This is a genomic window from Thalassobacterium maritimum (genome assembly GCF_031127805.1).
Lineage (GTDB): Bacteria > Verrucomicrobiota > Verrucomicrobiia > Opitutales > Coraliomargaritaceae > Thalassobacterium > Thalassobacterium maritimum.
The window spans coordinates 1-305 of record NZ_JARXHW010000315.1 but is presented as its reverse complement, the minus strand read 5'-3'; the positions used below and the strand labels follow the sequence as shown (position 1 = coordinate 305).

The following is a 305-nucleotide window of genomic DNA, read 5'->3' as shown; positions in this document are numbered from 1 at the left end:
CTCAAACGCAACCGCTCCGACTTGGTGATCGCCGAGTTGGCTTCACATCTGGAACCAAAACATCTTCCTGATGAGGATGCTCCAACTCGCTGTGCGCTACGCTACTTAAGTAATCGCACCGAATTGCTCGACTACAAGGGCACTGAAGAGCAAAAACTACCCATCGGTTCCGGACTCATCGAGAGCGGGCACAAACATGTGATACAATCGAGAATGAAAATTGCAGGAGCAGCATGGGCTCACGAGAACGCAGATGCACTTATACAAACTAGAGCCAGGAGAGCCAGTGGCAGTTGGACGGGGTT

The 305-nt window shown here is 51.5% G+C and carries 1 pseudogene; it reads left to right on the top strand.

Features of this window, described 5'->3' with window-relative positions:
* Positions 1-305, top strand: a pseudogene (locus QEH52_RS20460) (ISKra4-like element ISTvi1 family transposase); the annotation flags it as partial.